General features: G+C 74.0%; 14 protein-coding genes. 8 read left to right on the top strand and 6 right to left on the bottom strand.

What is annotated here, in order from left to right; translation table 11 throughout:
- Nucleotides 1-35: 35 nt before the first annotated feature.
- Complete coding sequence (locus AB0O11_RS32320; RefSeq protein WP_363394123.1) at nucleotides 36-614, bottom strand: helix-turn-helix domain-containing protein; 579 nt, start codon at nucleotides 612-614, stop codon at nucleotides 36-38.
- 153 nt (nucleotides 615-767) lie between these two features.
- On the opposite strand from AB0O11_RS32320, the gene AB0O11_RS32315 reads away from it, so the two are divergent.
- Entirely contained in the window at nucleotides 768-1,238 is a 471-nt protein-coding gene (locus AB0O11_RS32315) for a DoxX family protein (RefSeq protein WP_363394120.1), read from the top strand.
- On the opposite strand, the gene AB0O11_RS32310 is transcribed toward AB0O11_RS32315, so the two are convergent.
- Together AB0O11_RS32310 and AB0O11_RS32305 are read right to left on the bottom strand one after the other, a co-directional pair.
- Entirely contained in the window at nucleotides 1,227-1,538 is a 312-nt protein-coding gene (locus tag AB0O11_RS32310; RefSeq protein WP_363394118.1) for an MTH1187 family thiamine-binding protein, read from the bottom strand. The two genes, AB0O11_RS32315 and AB0O11_RS32310, sit on opposite strands and share 12 nt — an antisense overlap.
- 72 nt (nucleotides 1,539-1,610) lie before the next feature.
- On the bottom strand, nucleotides 1,611-3,092 hold the full coding sequence (locus tag AB0O11_RS32305) for a SulP family inorganic anion transporter (protein ID WP_363394241.1): 1,482 nt from the start codon (nucleotides 3,090-3,092) through the stop codon (nucleotides 1,611-1,613).
- Between the two features lie 737 nt (nucleotides 3,093-3,829).
- Here AB0O11_RS32305 and gcl point away from each other — a divergent pair.
- Nucleotides 3,830-5,611, top strand: coding sequence for a glyoxylate carboligase (gene gcl, locus AB0O11_RS32300; protein WP_363394115.1), 1,782 nt, complete (start codon nucleotides 3,830-3,832; stop codon nucleotides 5,609-5,611).
- A gap of 155 nt (nucleotides 5,612-5,766) precedes the next feature.
- The gene (locus AB0O11_RS32295; protein ID WP_363394112.1) at nucleotides 5,767-6,255 is read left to right on the top strand and encodes a glutathione peroxidase; all 489 of its coding nucleotides are present in this window, start codon (nucleotides 5,767-5,769) and stop codon (nucleotides 6,253-6,255) included.
- A gap of 46 nt (nucleotides 6,256-6,301) precedes the next feature.
- Here AB0O11_RS32295 and AB0O11_RS32290 read toward each other — a convergent pair whose 3' ends face one another.
- Nucleotides 6,302-7,222: a LysR substrate-binding domain-containing protein gene (locus AB0O11_RS32290; protein WP_363394109.1), complete on the bottom strand. Its 921-nt coding sequence runs from the start codon at nucleotides 7,220-7,222 to the stop codon at nucleotides 6,302-6,304.
- Nucleotides 7,223-7,317: 95 nt separating this feature from the next.
- Here AB0O11_RS32290 and AB0O11_RS32285 point away from each other — a divergent pair, with 95 nt between their 5' ends.
- From AB0O11_RS32285 to AB0O11_RS32275, 3 genes are read left to right on the top strand one after another with little or no spacing between them, the layout of a single operon-like run.
- Nucleotides 7,318-8,022: a succinate dehydrogenase cytochrome b subunit gene (locus AB0O11_RS32285; protein WP_363394106.1), complete on the top strand. Its 705-nt coding sequence runs from the start codon at nucleotides 7,318-7,320 to the stop codon at nucleotides 8,020-8,022.
- On the top strand, nucleotides 8,019-9,983 hold the full coding sequence (locus tag AB0O11_RS32280; RefSeq protein ID WP_363394103.1) for a fumarate reductase/succinate dehydrogenase flavoprotein subunit: 1,965 nt from the start codon (nucleotides 8,019-8,021) through the stop codon (nucleotides 9,981-9,983). Before AB0O11_RS32285 ends, AB0O11_RS32280 begins: the two co-directional genes overlap by 4 nt.
- Nucleotides 9,980-10,717: a succinate dehydrogenase/fumarate reductase iron-sulfur subunit gene (locus AB0O11_RS32275; protein ID WP_363394101.1), complete on the top strand. Its 738-nt coding sequence runs from the start codon at nucleotides 9,980-9,982 to the stop codon at nucleotides 10,715-10,717. The genes AB0O11_RS32280 and AB0O11_RS32275 overlap by 4 nt, the downstream gene beginning before the upstream one ends.
- Nucleotides 10,718-11,091: 374 nt before the next feature.
- Here the strand turns inward: AB0O11_RS32275 and AB0O11_RS32270 are convergent, their stop codons facing one another.
- Both AB0O11_RS32270 and AB0O11_RS32265 read right to left on the bottom strand, forming a co-directional pair.
- A complete protein-coding gene (locus tag AB0O11_RS32270; protein WP_363394098.1) occupies nucleotides 11,092-11,748 on the bottom strand; it encodes a hypothetical protein in 657 nt (218 codons plus the stop codon).
- Nucleotides 11,749-11,830: 82 nt separating this feature from the next.
- The gene (locus tag AB0O11_RS32265; RefSeq protein WP_363394095.1) at nucleotides 11,831-12,775 is read right to left on the bottom strand and encodes a DUF2797 domain-containing protein; all 945 of its coding nucleotides are present in this window, start codon (nucleotides 12,773-12,775) and stop codon (nucleotides 11,831-11,833) included.
- A gap of 130 nt (nucleotides 12,776-12,905) precedes the next feature.
- Here AB0O11_RS32265 and AB0O11_RS32260 point away from each other — a divergent pair, with 130 nt between their 5' ends.
- Both AB0O11_RS32260 and AB0O11_RS32255 read left to right on the top strand, forming a co-directional pair.
- On the top strand, nucleotides 12,906-13,535 hold the full coding sequence (locus tag AB0O11_RS32260; protein WP_363394092.1) for a maleylpyruvate isomerase N-terminal domain-containing protein: 630 nt from the start codon (nucleotides 12,906-12,908) through the stop codon (nucleotides 13,533-13,535).
- Between the two features lie 259 nt (nucleotides 13,536-13,794).
- Nucleotides 13,795-15,915 carry a restriction endonuclease gene (locus AB0O11_RS32255; protein ID WP_363394089.1) on the top strand — a complete coding sequence of 707 codons (2,121 nt, stop codon included), beginning with the start codon at nucleotides 13,795-13,797 and terminating at the stop codon, nucleotides 15,913-15,915.
- The last annotated feature ends 304 nt before the right edge of the window (nucleotides 15,916-16,219 follow it).

Below are 16,219 nucleotides of genomic sequence, written 5' to 3'. Positions count from 1 at the left end.
CCCAACAGAAGGCGCCGGTCCGAGCCGACCGGGCGTCAGTCCAGCAGTGCCAGCGCCTGCTCGGCGGCGTCCCGCGCCCGGGTCGCGCCGTCGGCGGTCTTGCCCACCACCCGGATGCCCTGGAGCAGCACCACCAGCATCCGGGCGAGCGACCGCGGGTCCCGCCCGGCGGGCAGCTCGCCCTGCACGGCGGCCCGCACCAGGGTGGCGGTGAGCAGCGTCTCCAGGCGGTCGAGGCTCGCCTCCACCCGACGGGACGCGTCCGGGTCGTGCGGGGCCAGCTCCACCGCCGCGTTGGTGACGAAGCAACCGCGCAGGCGCTCCCGCTCGCCCGTGGCGGCGTACTGACGGACCAGCATCCGGACCGCCGGCAGCGCCGGGCCGGGCCGGGAGAGATCGAGCAGCCGCGCCGAGTCGCTCTGCTCGCAGTAGCGCTCCAGCGCCCGCAGGTACAGCTCGCGCTTGCTGCCGAAGGTCGCGTAGATGCTGGCCCGGGCGATGCCGAGCCGCTCGACCAGGTCGGCCATCGAGGTGGCCTCGTAGCCGCGCTGCCAGAACAGCTCCAGGGCTGCCTGCAACGCCGCGTCCGGGTCGAATTCCTTCGTTCGCGCCATGGCGGGAACGGTAGCCCTTTCTGGATCGGTCGGTCAAGAAAGGGCGATCAATGGTCCAGACCTGACATCTGACGGAGCATTGCCAAGTGGACTAGACCATGGCTACCCTTACCGCTCCCGTCCACCTCCTTCCCCCCACAGGAGGCGTTCCGCATGCCCGCACACCGCCCCAACCACCCCCGACAGAGCGCCGAAGCCGTCAGGCCCGTCGTGCTGACGGCGTTCCGGATCGTCGTCGGTCTGCTCTTCGCCTGCCACGGCGCCGCCTCGCTGTTCGGCGTGCTCGGCGGCGCCAAGGGCGGCGGCACCGTCCCGCTCGGCCAGTGGCCCGGCTGGTGGGCCGCGCTGATCCAGCTGGTCGGCGGCGCCCTGGTGCTGCTCGGCGCCGGCACCAGGGCGGCCGCCCTGCTGTGCTCCGGTTCGATGGCCTACGCCTACTTCACCGTCCATCAGGAGCACGCGCTGCTGCCCCTGCAGAACGGGGGCGAGCCCTCGGTGATGTTCTGCTGGGCCTTCCTGGCCATCGCGGCGCTCGGCTCCGGCCCGTACGCCCTGGACCGCCTGTTCGCCCGCCGGCCCCTGGCCACGGCCGAGCCGGCGGTTCGGCCGACGTCAACGGCCTGACGGACCGTCCGCGGCCAGGTGGCGCTCGACCGAGGCGACCTTGGCGGTGAGGCCGTCGGTGACCCCGGCCCGGTCGTCGATCTTGATGACCGTGCTCACCCGGTTGCTGTGCACCTTCACCGCCTCGATCGCCGCCTTGATCACCGGCATCACCTCGTCCCACTCCCCCTCGATGCTGGTGAACATCGCGTCCGTGCGGTTGGGCAGACCACTCGCCCGCACCACCCGGACGGCGGCGGCCACCGCTTCCCCCACGTCCTCGCCGATCCCCAGCGGGGTCACCGAAAAGGCTGCGATCACGGCTCTACGCTCCTTGTGGTCGACGGCACGGTCGTGGCCCGGGGCTGCCCCGGGCCACGACCAGGCTAGACGTCAGGCCACGCTCGGCAGCGGCGGTTCGACCGCCAGCGGCGCCGTGGACCGGGCCCGGTGCTGGTCGGCCCAGGAGACCAGGGCCACCGTGCAGGCGTGGTCCAGGTGGCGCAGCCCGGACCAGTCCAGTTCCACCGGCCGGTCCCCCGGCAGCCGTTCCAGGGCGTCCAGCAGCCGGGGCAGCCGCAGGAAGGTGGCGTTGCCGGTCAGCCGCACCCGGTGCAGTGGCTGACCGGTCGGCTGCACCTGCTCCTCCACCGCGATCTGGAGCTGCGAGGTCTGCCAGGCCGACTTGGCCACCGCCAGACCGACGCCGATCAGCACCCCGTCGAACAGGTCGGTGGCGATGATCGCGACCGCCGTCACGGCCAGCACCAGCGCCTCGCCCAGGTGTCCGCGGCAGAGGGCGACGATCCGGCGCACCGGCACCAGTTTGGCGCCGGCGTGCACCAGCACGGCGGCCAGCGCGGTGATCGGGACGAGCCCGAGCACGCCGGGCAGCAGCGCGGTGAACAGCAGCAGCCAGCCGCCGTGCAGCACCCGCGAGGCCTTGGTGCGCGCGCCGGCCTGGACGTTGGTCGCGCTGCGCACGATCACCGCGGTCATCGGCAGCGCGCCGAGCAGTCCGCAGACGGCGTTGCCGACGCCCTGGGCGGTGAGCTCGCGGTCGTAGTCGGTGCGCGGGCCGTGGTGCATCCGGTCGACGGCGGCGGCGCTGAACAGCGTCTCGGCGGAGGCGATCAGGGTGAAGGCGACGACCGTGCCGAGCCCGGCGGTGCCGGCCAGGGCGGTCAGCGAGTCGCGGTCGGGCAGGTGGACCACGTCGAGCAGCCCGGCCACCCGGATCCGGGCCACCGGCAGGTCCGCGGCCGCGGTGACGGCGGCGGCCAGGCCGACGGCGGCCAGCGGAGCGGGGACGGCGCGGGCGGCGCGCTCCGGCAGGTACTTCCAGCCGACCAGGACCAGCAGGGTGCCGAGGCCGAGGGCGACCGCGCTCCGGTCGGCCTCGGCGGTCAGCACGTCGCCCAGCAGTTCGGGCAGTCCGGCGATCTTCTCCGGCCCGGTGGCGGGGGCGCGGCGGTCGGCGAGCGCGTAGAGCTGGCCGAACACCAGGGTCAGTCCGATGCCGGCCAGCATGCCGTGCACCACCGAGGCGGACATCGCCCGGAACCAGCGACCGAGCCGCAGGGCGCCCATCGCCAGCTGGAGCAGGCCGGTGCCGAGCACCAGCAGGCCGAGCGCGCCGACACCGAAGCGCTGCACGGCGTCGGCGACCAGGACGGTCAGCCCGGCGGCGGGTCCGCTGACCTGGAGGCTGCTGCCGGGCAGCAGGCCGGCCACCAGGCCGCCGACGATCCCGGTGACCAGCCCGAGTTCGGCCGGGACGCCGGAGGCGACGGCCACCCCGACGCAGAGCGGGAGGGCGACCAGGAACACCACCAGCGAGGCGGGCAGGTCATGGCGCCAGGGGACGGCGCGCAGGGCGGCGGCCGGGGTGCGGGGCCGGCCCGGCGGGCCGTGCTTGCGGAGGCGGCCCGGCGGGCTGTCGCTCCGGTGGGGCGGCGGGTTCACCCGGTCACCGCCAGGGACCGGGCAGGGGTGCAGCAGCGCATGGGGACGTTCCTTCCGCGCACCCGCCGCAGCGGGCGCGCCGTTGCAGGGCGGGGAGCAGGGAGAGGGGGAAGGGGCCGCGGAGGGGCGGCGACAGCGGTACGGCCACGGGTCCGGGCGGACCGGATCGCGGCGGCGGGTGTCGGGTCGGTGCGGCCGGGGGGCGCGCTCCTCGCTCGGGTGCGGCGGACCGGGCACGCTGGTCCTGGGCGGGGCCGCCGGCGGAGTTCCCCCGCTCCCCGGCGCTCCCGATCCCCCCTGCCGCGGCCTCAGTTGGACGTCACGGGCCCGGCGTGCCACCGACGGTACCCAGGGTGGCGGGGCGGGCCCACAGGCGGCACCGCCCCTTCACGGGCACTGCACACCGGCTGCGCTTTCCGGCGCGGAGCGTCCGCTTCCACGGGCACACCAGCGCGATGACCGTCCTGACGTGCGAATCTCCCTGCCCGGCCGCCCCGCCCCGGGCCTCCACATTCTGTTGAAGTCCTCTTGACGCCCTCACGAACCCCGCCCTACCTTGTTTTCGCATACAGAAACCAATCTTCCGTATGGTGGAATTCGAGAGATGAGCCCTCCGAGCCACTGCGGGCCGACGCAGGAGAGATCCGATGCCTCGTATGACAGCCGCCCGCGCGGCCGTGGAGATCCTCAAGCTCGAAGGAGTCGAGGTCGCGTTCGGCGTGCCGGGCGCAGCCATCAACCCGTTCTACGCCGCACTCAAGGCCTCCGGCGGAATCGGGCACACGCTGGCGCGGCACGTCGAGGGCGCCTCCCACATGGCCGAGGGCTACACCCGTGCCGAGGCCGGCAACATCGGGGTCTGCATCGGCACCTCCGGCCCGGCCGGCACCGACATGATCACCGGCCTGTACTCGGCCATCGCCGACTCCGTCCCGATCCTCTGCATCACCGGTCAGGCGCCCGTCGCCCGGCTGCACAAGGAGGACTTCCAGGCCGTCGACATCGCCTCGATCGCGGCGCCCGTCACCAAGGCCGCCACCACCGTGCTGGAGGCCGCCCAGGTCCCCGGGGTGTTCCAGCAGGCCTTCCACCTGATGCGCTCCGGCCGCCCCGGCCCGGTCCTGATCGACCTGCCGATCGACGTCCAGCTGACCGAGATCGACTTCGACCCGGAGGCCTACCAGCCGCTTCCGGTCTACAAGCCCGCCGCCAACCGCACCCAGATCGAGAAGGCCGTCGCACTGCTCCAGGAGTCCGAGCGCCCGCTGATCGTCGCGGGCGGCGGCGTCATCAACGCCGACGCCTGCGAGCTGCTGCTGGAGTTCGCCGAGCTCACCGGCGTCCCGGTGGTCCCGACCCTGATGGGCTGGGGCATCGTCCCGGACGACCACGAGCTGAACGCCGGCATGGTCGGCCTCCAGACCTCGCACCGCTACGGCAACGAGAACTTCCTCGCCTCCGACTTCGTCCTCGGCATCGGCAACCGCTGGGCCAACCGCCACACCGGCGGCCTGGACGTCTACACCGCGGGCCGCACGTTCGTCCACGTCGACATCGAGCCCACCCAGCTCGGCAGGATCTTCGCCCCGGACCTCGGCATCGCCTCCGACGCCAAGGCCGCGCTGGAGCTGTTCGTCGAGGTGGCGCGCGAGCTGCGGGCCGCCGGCACGCTCAAGGACCGCAGCGCCTGGGCCGCCTCCACCCAGGAGCGCAGGGCCCGGCTCCAGCGCCGCACCCACTTCGACAACGTGCCGCTCAAGCCGCAGCGCGTGTACGAGGAGATGAACAGGGCCTTCGGCCCGGAGACCCGCTACGTCACGACCATCGGTCTGTCCCAGATCGCCGGCGCGCAGCTGCTGCACGTCTACCGGCCCCGGCACTGGATCAACTGCGGCCAGGCCGGCCCGCTCGGCTGGACCATCCCGGCCGCGCTGGGCGTCGCCACCGCCGATCCCGGGGGCCAGGTCGTCGCGCTCTCCGGCGACTACGACTTCCAGTTCATGATCGAGGAGCTGGCGGTCGGCGCCCAGCACCGCATCCCGTACGTCCACGTGCTGGTGAACAACTCCTACCTGGGGCTGATCCGCCAGGCGCAGCGAAACTTCGACATCGACTTCCAGGTCAGGCTGGAGTTCGAGAACGTCAACGCGCCGGAGCTGGGCGTCTACGGCGTGGACCACGTCAAGGTCGTCGAGGGCCTGGGCTGCAAGGCGATCCGGGTCACCGAACCGGAGGGCCTGCTGCCGGCCTTCGAGGAAGCCAAGAAGCTGGCCGCCGAGTTCCGCGTCCCGGTCGTGGTCGAGGCGATCCTGGAACGGGTCACCAACATCTCGATGGCCGCCGCTGACATCGACAAGGTCAACGAGTTCGAGGAGCTCGCCACCCTCCCCGAGCACGCCCCGACGGCGGTCAGGCCGCTGGCGCCCTGACCGGTCGCGCGCGCCGGTCGTGCGGGGCGACGAGCCGCTCGCACGCCCCCGCACGCCCGGAACACCGGCACGCCGACCGGAGTCGATCAGGTCGCGCCCGCTACCGTGGCCCCGGAAGAGGCCCGGCCCGACGACTTTCCGAAAGGACCACCACCGTGAGCCTGTACGACATCCCGCTGCGCACCCTCGACGGCGCGCCCGCCTCGCTGGCCGACCACAAGGGCAAGGCGCTGCTGATCGTCAACGTCGCCTCCAAGTGCGGCCTGACCCCGCAGTACGAGGGCCTGGAGCGGCTCCAGCAGCGGTACGCCGGGCGCGGCTTCACCGTGCTGGGCTTCCCCTGCAACCAGTTCGCCGGGCAGGAGCCGGGCAGCGCCGAGGAGATCCGCACCTTCTGCTCCACCACCTACGGTGTGACCTTCCCGCTCTTCGAGAAGATCGACGTCAACGGGGAGGACCGGCACCCGCTGTACGCCCGGCTGACCGAGGTCGCCGACGAGGAGGGCCAGGCCGGGGACGTCTCCTGGAACTTCGAAAAGTTCCTGATCTCCCCGGACGGCACCGTGGCGGCGCGGCTGCGCCCGCGCATCGAGCCGGAGTCGGCGGAGCTGGTCGCCGCGATCGAGGGCGTGCTGCCGGCCTGACACTACGGCAGGCGGAGGCCCGGGGTGAGCCCACCCCGGGCCTCCGTCACAGCAACAGCCGGGTGCCCGGCGGCAGTTCGCCGTCCCGGGCGGCGTCCCGCAGGTGCGCCAGCAGGGTGGTGTGCAGCGCCTCGGCGGCGCGGGTGAGCGGCACCTCGTGGCCGTGCGCGACCGCGATGGTGCGGCCCAGGCCCGGCCCGGCGAACGGGGTGACGGTCAGGCCCGAGCGGGCCGCCACCATGCCGGGGAGCACGGCCGGTCCGAGCCCGGCCCGGACGAAGCCGAGCACCGCGTCCATCTCGCCGCCCTCCACCGCGAACTCCGGCTCGAACCCGGCCGCCCGACAGGCCGCCAGGGTCGCCTCGCGCAGGTCGTAGCCCTCCCGGAACATCACCAGCGGCCGCCCCTTGAGTTCGGCCACCCGCACGGTGCGCCGGGCGCGCCCCACGGCGGAGACCAGCACCAGTTCCTCGTGCAGCAGTTCGGTGACCGCGAGGGCGGGGGCCGACTCCCCGCTCGGCGGGGTGATGACCAGCGCGAGGTCCAGTTCCCCCGCCGCCAGCCAGCGCACCAGGTCGCGCGAGCCGCCCTCGCGGACCATCAGCGTCACCCCCGGGTAGCGGTCCCGGAAGACCCGCAGCACGTCCGGCACCAGGCTGGTGCACAGGCTCGGCGGCGCCCCCAGCCGCACCCGGCCGCGGCGCAGCTGCACCGTCTCCTGCACGGCCAGCCGGGCGCTCTCGGTGTCCGCGAGGATGCGCCGGGCCAGCGGCAGCAGGGCGTCCCCGGCGTCGGTCAGCGCGATGTTGCCCCGGGTGCGGTGGAACAGTTCGGCGCCCAACTCCCGTTCCAGTGAACGGATCTGCTGCGAGAGCGACGGCTGCGCGACGTGCGCCGCCTCGGCGGCCCGGGTGAAGTGCCGGGTCTCGGCCACGGCCAGGAAGTAGCGGAGTTGCTGGAGCTGCACATGGCCAGGATAGGCCGCATCGATAGTCAGTGCCTATCGTCACGAGCCGCATCATGTCTTGGACGCACCGAACCGCCGTCCCTACCGTTGCAGCCATGACAACCGCGACTCGGACGGCCCGGCATCCGTCCACCCTGGCGACCCTGTGGCGGTCGACCGTCGGCAAGAAGGCGGTCATGGCCGTCACCGGACTGGTCATGCTGCTGTACCTGGTCGCGCACATGCTGGGGAACCTCAAGGTGTTCTTCGGCCCGGACGACATCAACGGCTACGCGGCCTGGCTGCGCACCATCGGGCAGCCCTTCCTGGGCCACGAGTGGTTCCTGTGGATCGCCCGGGCGGGCCTGCTGGCCGCCGTGGTGCTGCACGGCGTCTCCGCCTACCAGCTCAGCCGCCGCGACCTCGCGGCCCGCCCGAGCACGTACGTGCACCGGCGCCGCCGCGCGAGCTACGCGACCCGCACGATGCGCTGGGGCGGGGTGATCCTGGCGCTGTTCATCGTCTGGCACATCCTCGACCTCACCACGCTGACCGTGAACCCGGCCGCCGAGCACGGCCACCCGTACCAGAACGTCGTGGCCTCCTTCGGCCGCTGGTACGTGGACGTGTTCTACGTCGTCGCGATGCTGGCCGTCGGCCTGCACATCCGGCACGGGTTCTGGAGCGCCGCGCAGACCCTCGGTGCCAACAACGCCCGCCGCGACCGGGCTCTCAAGCTGATCGCGAACGGCCTGGCGCTGGTGCTGACGGCCGGCTTCCTGTCCGTCCCCGTGGCCGTGATGACCGGAGTCGTCAAATGAGCAGTGGTGAAGTGAGCAGCAGGTACGTCGACTACACCCTCGGCGAGCCGGTCGCCGACGGCAAGGCCCCCGCCGGGCCGATCGAACAGCGCTGGGACCAGCGGCGGTTCGACGCCAAGCTGGTCAATCCGGCCAACCGGCGCAAGCACACGGTGATCGTGGTCGGCACCGGCCTGGCCGGCGGTGCGGCCGGCGCCACCCTGGCCGAACAGGGCTACCACGTGGTCCAGTTCTGCTTCCAGGACTCCCCCCGGCGGGCCCACTCGATCGCCGCCCAGGGCGGCATCAACGCGGCCAAGAACTACCGCAACGACGGCGACTCGATCCGCCGGCTGTTCTACGACACCGTCAAGGGCGGCGACTTCCGCGCCCGCGAGTCCAATGTGCACCGGCTGGCCCAGGTGTCGGTGGAGATCATCGACCAGTGCGTGGCCCAGGGCGTGCCGTTCGCCCGCGAGTACGGCGGCCTGCTGGACACCCGGTCCTTCGGCGGCGTACAGGTCTCCCGGACCTTCTACGCCCGCGGCCAGACCGGCCAGCAGCTGTTGCTCGGCGCCTACCAGGCGCTCTCCCGGCAGATCGCCGCCGGGAACGTGGAGCTGCACCCGCGCACCGAGATGCTGGACCTGCTGGTGGTCGACGGCCGGGCCCGCGGCATCGTCGCCCGCGACCTGGTCACCGGGGAGATCCGCTCCTACACCGCGGATGCCGTGGTGCTCGCCAGCGGCGGCTACGGCAACGTGTTCTACCTCTCCACCAACGCCAAGAACTCCAACGCCACCGCGATCTGGCGGGCGCACCGGCGCGGCGCTTACTTCGCCAACCCGTGCTTCACCCAGATCCACCCGACCTGCATCCCGCGCTCCGGCGACCACCAGTCCAAGCTCACCCTGATGAGCGAGTCGCTGCGCAACGACGGCCGGATCTGGGTGCCCAAGGCCGAGGGCGACAACCGGCCTCCAGGGCAGATCCCGGAGGAGGAGCGGGACTACTACCTGGAGCGGATCTACCCCTCCTTCGGCAACCTGGTGCCACGCGACATCGCCTCCCGGGCCGCCAAGAACGTCTGCGACGAGGGCCGCGGTGTCGGCCCCGGCGGCCAGGGCGTCTACCTGGACTTCGCCGACGCGATCCGCCGGCTGGGCCGGGACGCCGTCGAGGCCAAGTACGGCAACCTCTTCGAGATGTACGAGCGGATCACCGCCGAGGACCCGTACCGGGTGCCGATGCGGATCTACCCGGCGATCCACTACACGATGGGCGGGCTCTGGGTCGACTACGACCTGCAGACCACCGTCCCGGGGCTGTTCGCGATCGGGGAGGCCAACTTCTCCGACCACGGCGCCAACCGGCTCGGCGCCAGCGCCCTGATGCAGGGCCTGGCCGACGGGTACTTCGTGCTGCCGCCCACCGTCAACGACTACCTGGCCCGCCACCCGCTGCCGGCCGTGCCCGCCGACCACCCGGTGCTCGCCGAGGCGGAGGCCGAGGTCGAGGACCGGCTCAACCTGATCCTCGCGGTGGACGGCGACCGCACCCCGGACTCCTTCCACCGCGAGCTCGGCGAACTGCTCTGGGACGAGTGCGGGATGGCCCGCGACGAGACCGGGCTGCGGCGGGCGCTGGAGCGGATCCCGCGGCTGCGCGAGGAGTTCTGGCGCCGGATCAAGGTGCCCGGCACCGGACAGGAGCTCAACCAGTCGCTGGAGAAGGCCAACCGGCTGGTCGACTACTTCGAGCTGGCCGAGCTGATGTGCCTGGACGCGCTGCACCGCGCCGAGTCCTGCGGCGGCCACTTCCGCACCGAGAGCCAGACCCCCGACGGCGAGGCCGCCCGCCGCGACGAGGAGTTCTCCTACGCCGCCGCCTGGGAGTTCACCGGCACCGGCGCGGCACCCGTCCTCCACCGCGAGGAACTCGACTTCGAGTACGTCCACCCCACCCAGCGGAGCTACGCATGAACCTCACCCTGCGCATCTGGCGCCAGGCGGGCCCGGACGCACCCGGCTCGATGACCACCTACCGGGTCAGCGGGATCAGCCCGGACATGTCCTTCCTGGAGATGCTGGACACCCTCAACGAGGAGCTGATCACCCGCGGCGACCAGCCGGTCGCCTTCGACCACGACTGCCGCGAGGGCATCTGCGGCGCCTGCGGCATGGTCATCAACGGCCAGGCACACGGCCCCGAGCGCACCACCACCTGCCAGCTGCACATGCGGCACTTCCGGGACGGCGACACCATCGACGTCGAACCCTGGCGGGCGGCGGCCTTCCCGGTGGTCAAGGACCTGGTGGTGGACCGCTCGGCCTTCGACCGGATCATCGGCTCCGGCGGCTACATCACCGCGCCCACCGGCAGCGCCCCCGAGGCGCACGCCACACCCGTCCCCAAGGAGGCCGCCGACACCGCCTTCGAGCACGCCGAGTGCATCGGATGCGGTGCCTGCGTGGCGGCCTGCCCGAACGGCTCGGCGATGCTCTTCACCTCCGCCAAGGTGGTGCACCTCAACGTGCTGCCGCAGGGTGCGCCGGAGCGGGCCGCCCGGGTGCGGAACATGGTCTCGGCCATGGACGCCGAGGGCTTCGGCGGCTGCACCAACACCGGTGAGTGCGCCACCGCCTGCCCCAAGGGCATCCCGCTGCCCAGCATCGCGGCGATGAACCGGGAGTTCCTGCGGGCCGCCCGCGGCTGACACTCCCTCTCGTACGGTCGGCCCCTCGCTCCGGTGCTCAGGCGAGGGGCCGACGCCGTTCCGCGGGGCGTGCGGCGGCGATTCGCGCTACCCGTACGGGTGGTGGATCGCCGGGAGCGGTGCTTCCTGACGGAGAATCGCGCTACGGTGGTGCTCCGCCACGGAAGGACGGCATATGCCCGAGGTTCAGTCCTGTTCCGGTTGCGGCGGGTCCGGGGGGACCCAGAAGACCGAGGCAACGGTCGAACTGGACGAGGAAGGAAGCATGGTGCCCAGCGTCCACACCTTCTGGTCGCCCTGCGGTCGGTGCCACGGATCCGGGACGGTGATCATCGGATGAGGTTCGTCTTCGAGTGCGTCGAGTGCGGTGGGCACTACCTGCCGCCCGAGGAGATGGTGTACCCGGACGGGCCGGCCTCGCCGGTCTGGTGCACCGCCTGCCAGAGCGCCAAGCACGCAACCGGCGTCCGGGAGGACCCGCTGCTCGCCCGGGTCGCGCTGGCCGCCGCCCGGGCCGCGCTGGCCAGGCGGGCCGCCGAGGCGGCCGAGCAGCCGGCGCGCTTCGACGTCCGCCCGTCCCGGCCGCCGCTGTCCCGCCGGGCCAGGTCCGGCCCCGGCGTGGTGCGCAGCAAGCTGGGCTGACCACCGCGGGCCACGCTCGCGGACCCACCGACTCCTGGCCCTGACCAGCGGCTGACCGCCCGGCCGGTGCCCGGCGCCCCCGGGCGCCGGCCTACACCGCTCCCCCTCCTCTCGGCGAAGAACCGCTCCACCAGGTCGGCCACGGTGTCCGGGGCGTCCTCGGGGCTGTAGTGGCCGACGCCGGGCAGTTCGACGGCCCGGCCGCGCGGGAAGGCCTCGGCGAACAGCGGCAGGAAATGCCGGGCAGCGAGCGTCCGGTCGGCCGCACCCCACAGGGCGAGCGCGGGCAGGGCGGCGAGCGCCGCGCGGGCCTCGGCGCTCGGGGTCTCGAAGGCGTGCGCCCCGGTCGCGAAGCCCTTCGCCCAGCCGATCGCCCCGGCGGCCTCCACACGGGAGGGGAAGGCCGCGCCGTAGGCGGCCAGCCAGGTGTCGGTGATCAGGGCGTTGTTCGGAGCGGTTCCGCAGGAGCTCTCAGAACAGCGCCTCCTGGGTGTCCGGCTCCGGCGGACGCAGTCGCTCGTGGAGGGTCAGCCCCTCGCAGCCGCGGCCGGTGACCGGGCTGAGCGTCCAGCCGGTGAGCAGCCGGGTGTCCAGCAGCAGCGGGCCCGAGCCGTCCGTCTGGTCGAGGAAGAGGTGCCGGCCCACCGGCGGCCGGAGCCGGCCCGCGACGACCGCGCCGTCGGCCAGCCCGACGATCTCCCGGTACGCCTCCGGGGCGCCGCCGGCCAGGCCGTAGCGCTCGACGTGGTCGACCACCGGACGGTCGGCGAGCAGTTCCAGGGCGTGGCCCTCCAGCAGCCCGTGCGCCCGGGCGCGGGCCTCGGCGAGCACCGTGCGGCGGTGCGGGGCGTCGCCGTGCGACCACCAGTGGTCGGTCTTGAGCCGGGACTTGTACCGCTCGCGGGCCAGGCCCGAGGCGGCGACGGTGAGTTCGGCGCGCCGGATCGCCGGCAGGGCGCCGCGGGCGGTGAACGCGTAGGCCAGCGCGCCCTGTTCGAGCAGCCGGCTGTCACCGCGCTGCTCGGCGGTCAGGCCGACCTTGAGCAGGCCCTCGCCGAACCAGGCGAGGTAGAGCAGGTAGGTGCGGCCGTCGTCGAGGATCTGGTCCCGGGCGAGGGCGAGGCCGCGGTCCACGCTCTGGCAGGCCGGGCACTGCGTCGCGCCGCCGTCCGGATCGATCACCGCGTGGTGCGGGCAGGGCGTTCGCTCCGTCGCCCCGGCCAGCCAGGCCCCGACGCAACGGCGCGGGCCGCCCAGCAGCCAGCCGACCTCCGCCCCCGGCGCGACGGCGCGCTCGTGCACCCGGGCGCCGCACGCGGCCCCGAGCACGGCGTGGCCGTCCCGCCAGCTCAGGCCGGTGGAGATCCAGCCGCCGGGCCGGGCGGACGGCCGGGGGTGCTGCGGGGGGATCGTCACGTTTCTCCTTGCCGTCGGTAGCCGTCGAGACTACCCGGACCCACCGACAGGGCGGCCCGGTCCGCCGGAGGGCACCGGGCGGCCGGACCTTCCGCGGGCTCCGGCCCCGGGGCCTTGCTACCGTCCCGGCATGATCGATTCACCCACCCCGGACGACCTCGCCCTCGCCCTGCGCCTCGCCGTCGACACCCTGCGCGCCGCCCCGGCGGACGCGGACTGGTCACGGACCGCCGGCCCGATCGCCTGGACCTGCCGGGAAACGGTCGAGCACCTCGCCGACGACCTGCTCGCCTACGCCGCCCAGCTCGGCCCGGCCCGGCCGCCGCAAGACCGGTACGTGCCCTTCGCGGCGACCCGCCGCTCGCCCGGGGCGCCGAACAACTTCGTGCGCGCCGAGCCGGCCGCCGGCCCCGACGGACTGCTCGAAGTCCTGGAGGCGAGCGGCGGGTTGATGGTCGCCGTGGCCCGCGTCACCCCGCCGGAGGCCCGGGCTTACCACCCGTGGGGACTCGCCGACCCGACCGGCTTCGTGGCCATGAGCCTGGTCGAGACGCTGGTCCACCTCCACGACGTCGCCCAGGGCCTCGGCCTGCCCTGGAGCCCGCCCGCCCACCTGTGCGAGCGCACCCTCGCCCGGCTGTTCCCCGACGTCCCGATCGCCGACCCCTGGCCCACCCTCCTCTGGGCCACCGGCCGCGCACCGCTGCCCGGCCACCCGCCGCGCACCGACTGGCGCTGGCACGCCGCCCCGGCGGAGTGAACGTCCCCCGCGCACCGCGGCCGACGCCCCGGGGCCGGAACCCCGGCGGGACGGCCCGGAAGGGGGCTGACGGAGCGCCACCACCGCCCCGCCGGGGCCGGACGGGCCCGCAGGTCACCGGCACTTGGCCGGGCGGGGTGTTCACGTTCTATTGTGGCGGGCGCGGTCGGCGGCGTGGCCGGGAGGCGACGCGGCAGCGGCCGAGTCGGCGCGAGACGAATGGGGTGGGCGGACGGTGTCGGGGCGGCGGAGCAGCGGGGTGCTGGCGATCTGGGCGGAGGCGCAGCGACAGCAGCAGCGCCGGGAGGAGGCCCGGTGGCGCGCCGAGGCGGCGGAGCAGCGCCGCCGGGAGCGGGAACAGCGCGAGGCGCAGAAGGCGGCCGCCCGCGACGAGCGCGAGGCGCAGCGCGCCTACCAGCAGTCGCGGGAGGCGGAGGTCGCCCGGCGGACGGCCGAGCTGGACGCCCGGGTCGAGGAGTTGAGGGGGCTGCTGGCCGCCGGGCTGGCCGCGCCGGCCTTCGGCCCGCAGGCCCTGCTGGCGCCGCAGCCGGTGCCGCCGTTCGACCCGGGGCCGCTGGGCGAGCCGGTGCCGATGCCGGACCAGTCCTCGGCCCGGTACTTCGTGCCGCCGCCGGACCCGGTCCAGGCCCGCAACCCGGGTGTGCGGCAGCAGTACGAGCAGTACCTGGCCCAGGCCCGTGCGCGGTTCGAGCAGGACTGGTACGCCGCGCAGGCCCGGGAGGCCGACCGGCAGCACCGGCTGGCCGCGTACCACCAGGAGTACCTGGCCCGGGTCGAGCAGTCCCGTCGGCAGCAGGAGGAGCTCGGCGCCCGGACCGAGGAGCTGCTGCGCCGGCTGCGGGCGGGTGAGCCGGAGGCGGTGCAGGAGTACTTCACGGCCGGCCTGTACGCCTCGGCGGCCTGGCCGGAGGGCTTCCCGCACCGGCTGGTGGCGGCCTTCGACGCCGGGAGCCGCCAGCTGGTGGTGGACTGGGAGCTGCCCGGGCCGGACGTGGTGCCGGCCGCCGCCCGGGTGCGGTACGTGAAGACGGACGACCGCGAGGCGGAGGTGGCCCGTCCGGCGACGGAGCGCAAGGCGCTGTACCGGGAGGTGCTGGCGCAGTCGGCGCTGCGGGTGGCGGCGGAGCTGTTCCGGGCGGACCGGGACGGGCTCCTGGACTCGGTGGTGCTGAACGGCTTCGTCCTCGGCATCGACCCGGCGACCGGCCGGGAGGCCGAGCGCTTCCTCTCCACCCTGACCGCCACCCGGGCCGGCTTCGCCGCCCTGGCGCTGGACCGGGTGGCCCCGGTGGAGTGCTTCCAGGGCCTGGGCGGCCGGCTGTCGGCGCGCCCGGAGCGGCTGGACGAGGTGCGCCCGGAGCGGCGGCCGGAGAGCATCGGCGGGAGCCTGGCCGGACACGGCGGCGAGGACGAGCCGGACCTGTTCGCGATGGACCCGCTGGACTTCGAGGACCTGATCGCCGAGCTGTTCCGGCTGCGCGGTTTCCGGGTGATGACCACGGCCCGCAGCGGCGACGTCGGGGTGGACGTGGTGGCCGAGGACCTGGACCCGGTGACCGGCGGCAAGATCGTGATCCAGGCGAAGCGCTACAAGAAGACCGTCCCGCCGACGGCGGTGCGCGACCTGGAGTCCACCGTCCGCCACCACGGCGCGATCAAGGGCATCCTGGTCACCACCGCGGGGTTCGGCCGCGGCTCGTACAGCTACATCGAGGGCAAGCCGCTGACCCTGGTGAGCGGCCCGGAGCTGGTCGCCCTGCTCGCCGAGCAGGGCCTGCGCGGCCGGCTCGGCGGCGGTGCCGCCGCCGCCGCCACGGCTGCGGACGACAAGCCCGAGGAGGCCGGCGAGACCGCCCTCACGGTGAGCTGGCAGAGCCGGACGGCCGGCGGGGACGCGGTGGAGCTGGACGTCACCGCCTTCCTGTGCGCCGGCGGCCGGGTGCTGAGCGACGAGCACTTCGTGTTCTTCAACAGCCCGCAGGACCCGGACGGCGCCGTCCGGCTGCATCCGACCCACTCGGTGCCGGGCCGGCCGACCCGGGCGGTCCGGCTGGCCCTGGACCTGCACCGGCTGCCGGCCGCCGTGGACGAGGTGGTGGTCGCCGTCTCCACCGAGGAGGAGGAGCACCCGGCGCTGCCGCTCGGCTATGTGCACGGGCTGGCTCTCGCCGCCGCGTACGGGCCGGGCGCGGGCGGCCCGGGCACCTGGGCGGGCCCGACCGGCGGGGTACCGGACAGCGCGATGCTGCTCGGGGCGTTCCGCCGGGCCGGCGGCGGCTGGGAGTTCAGCCCGTCCGGACGGGCGGTGGCGAACGGTCTGGCCGGGCTGGCGTCGGCCTTCGGCGTGGCAGTGGAATAGGCGGTCTCGATCCCGGCCCCCAGCAGCCGGCCGGGCCCTTGGTCCTCAGGGGTCGGGTCATACCTGAGGAGGAGAGCGCCCCCGCCACCCCGCCGGGTCGGCGGGGGCCGACCGCCCTCGCGGCATACGCGTCGCATTCGAACAGCTTGGGATGATGTTACGGAACCAAACATTCCGTTCATCCGCACCAGGAGTCCACGTGACGTTCTCCGCAACCGCCGTCCACACCGGCCTGGCGGCCGCCCGAGCCACCGGCCTGAACAAGGTCTACGGGGAGGGGGAGACCCGCGTCGTCGCCCTCGAC

It is taken from the genome of Kitasatospora sp. NPDC093102 (assembly GCF_040683915.1).
Lineage (GTDB): Bacteria > Actinomycetota > Actinomycetes > Streptomycetales > Streptomycetaceae > Kitasatospora.
This window is presented reverse-complemented; position numbering and strand designations above follow the sequence as displayed.